1 protein-coding gene and 1 pseudogene are annotated in these 2,549 nt (G+C 36.7%); one reads left to right on the top strand and one right to left on the bottom strand.

Annotation, left to right across the window (positions count from 1 at the left end; translation table 11 throughout):
- A partial coding sequence (locus tag ACIPNH_RS01160; protein ID WP_400771109.1) for an ankyrin repeat domain-containing protein occupies window positions 1-573 on the top strand: 573 nt, incomplete at its 5' end.
- Window positions 574-1,059: 486 nt separating this feature from the next.
- Here ACIPNH_RS01160 and ACIPNH_RS01155 read toward each other — a convergent pair.
- Window positions 1,060-2,549, bottom strand: a pseudogene (locus ACIPNH_RS01155) (cytoplasmic incompatibility factor CifB); the annotation flags it as partial.

Genomic DNA, 2,549 nt, shown 5'->3' with positions numbered 1-2,549 from the left:
AATGTAGTGAATAAAGACGGAAATACTCCTTTACATAGTGCTTTCTATAATAATTGCACAAAGGTAGTTAAGTATTTAATAGGAAAAGAACCAGGTATGAAAGAAGTTGTAGAGCATCTAGTGAGGTGTGTAGTAGAAGATAGAGCACATACGTTACTAAAAGGTCGTACTCCTTTACATTTAGCTGCTATTTATGACTGCACAGAAGTAGCAGAGTCTTTACTGAAAAAGTGGGAAAATCCTTTGTTAAAAGACACTAATGGTAAAACTCCAAGAGAGTTAGCCACAGATGAAAGTTTAATACAGCTTTTCGGGGAAGCAGAAATAAAACAACAAGAATATAATGCAACCAAGTGGGGTCTTGTTAGTGGCGGATCAACAGCAGTATTAGGTATAGCTGCGACAACCATTTTTGCAACAGTATTTACAATTGGATTTCTGCCTATAGTAGGGGCGGTTGCTGCAGCCACAACACTTGCGTTAGCGGTTGGTGGGACTACATATATGATATTAAAGCCCAGTGCTAAAATAGAGAGAATCGAATGTGAAGAAACATACATCTGCAGAACTTAGGCTTGTTGAAGTTTAGCTCCTTGTGTATGGAATATGCAACTACTATCGGCTTGATGTGCATCCCCAAAGTGTAGTGGTATGGGCGGTATCTGACTCATAGACGTCGTTTCAATTATTAAATATGTTAAAGTACAAACATGAATGAGTTAGAAAAAGTTTGTTCAAGCTATATGAAAAAGTGAAAAATCTAGGGGTAGTGTGCTGCAAGACCTACCCATTCCAAAAAAAAATTGTTCTCACGCTGGCTGGTTTTGGTTGCTGGAAATGGTTGCATCGTTTAAATTTATTAATGTTATACACTACCAAATTAATAGTTGCTCATTTAAGAACCTCCTTCAACTTTACCCAACTCGACACATATACTTTTTGAAACATTGCTGCAAGTAGAAAAAAACAGGTTACCCACCTTAACTTCTTTAAATTTGCTCACAATCTTTACTTGATGCATAAGGTTTTTGTTACACTCCTTTCATCTACCGATTACCTCTACCTACCGCCTTTACCTTGGCTAAGGTCAGAAACACGACTAGCTTCAGGACCTTCTAAACTCGACTGTGGCAGGTCACCAAAATTACTGGAATCACTAACACCAAGCGATATAGGTGCTTCTACTAATCCATATCCTCCTCCTACTCTGTGATATCCTAATTCTAGATAAGTACGTAGTAATGGATCAATTTGTTCTCTATTTTGAATGTATGCTTGCAATTGCACATCTTGAAATCCCGGATTATTCCTGAATAATTGCGAAATGCCCACTCTTATGTTCTGAAAGTAATTTCTATCTCTGTTTGGGTGGCCTCTTCCAAGAAAATCGCGTATTATATTTATGATATTCTGCACTTGCCCAACAGGATTTTCGTTTAGAACTCGATTAATATCACTAGCATTTTCTAATGCCCATAAACCACAATTCCAACCATCTGTTTGCTGACTAACAGAAACATTATTAATCCTGATATTATTTCCTAAGTTATTTTGAATGATATCAGTAATACCACCTGGAACAGCAGTAGCAGTTGAATCAGCATAGTACCCAACATAGTTCCCATTTTGACGTTCAATCACTAGTGTAACCCAATGAGTATTATTTAAAGTAATGATTAAAGTTAAACGCTGTTGTTTTTCATTTTCCCTAAATTGATTTAATACTCTAACAATGTGCTCGTTACCGTCATTCCTTGCCAAATTAGCTACTTCAAAAGTGTGATTACCTTCAGTACGAAGCTGATATCGCAATCTTCCAGCGTGAGCTATATCAATTTGTTGAAGCCAGTAATCATAATGTCCATTTCTCGTCGCAAATTCTAGCGTAAGTAGATCATTTACTTCTATCCCTTGATTTCTAAGAATATCTCTTATTTGTCTTCTTATCTCTTGTGCTGTAGGAATGGAATTATCACCTCTCCTTATTCTTGACTTTAATGTTTCTATTACCTGTGCTCTAGTACCTTGCAAGTAACTAAATGGAACGTGCAGATTATCATCTATATCAAGCAAAAAAATCGAGTTCTGTCCTGGTTTTCTTTCCGTGTAAAAGCGCCTGAAATTTTCACGAGTCTGATCTGATAATAGACCCTCTGGTGGATTTTCATCAATAACAATTTCAGGTCCCACTAATACTCCTGGTCTTGAGTCACGACCACCACGATCAAGTCTATGTACATACTCTTCTCTTCCTATTCCTTCTGGAATAGATATAAGACCTTCTACTCTCTCTGCACCTGCATTAAATATAAGAGGAAGTAAAACCACCTCATTTCCAGAAGTAATAGGCACATATCCTCTCTGCTTGTTTATAAGTTCTTTTATTTGATCTTTTGCGTTATTCTCCTTTTGTATTATTTCTTCTGCATTACCAGCAAATCTTAATATATATCCAATTGGATGAGTATCTGCTGTAGGTTGCCTTAATAATAAAAGGTCTAATCTCTGTTCTGTAATTCTTGTGAGTATTGCCCTTTCTCCTTCTTCTT

This window comes from Wolbachia endosymbiont of Drosophila barbarae (assembly GCF_044752445.1).
GTDB lineage: Bacteria > Pseudomonadota > Alphaproteobacteria > Rickettsiales > Anaplasmataceae > Wolbachia > Wolbachia pipientis.
Note: the sequence above shows the minus strand (reverse complement) of the source record. Positions and strands in the feature narration are given on the sequence as shown.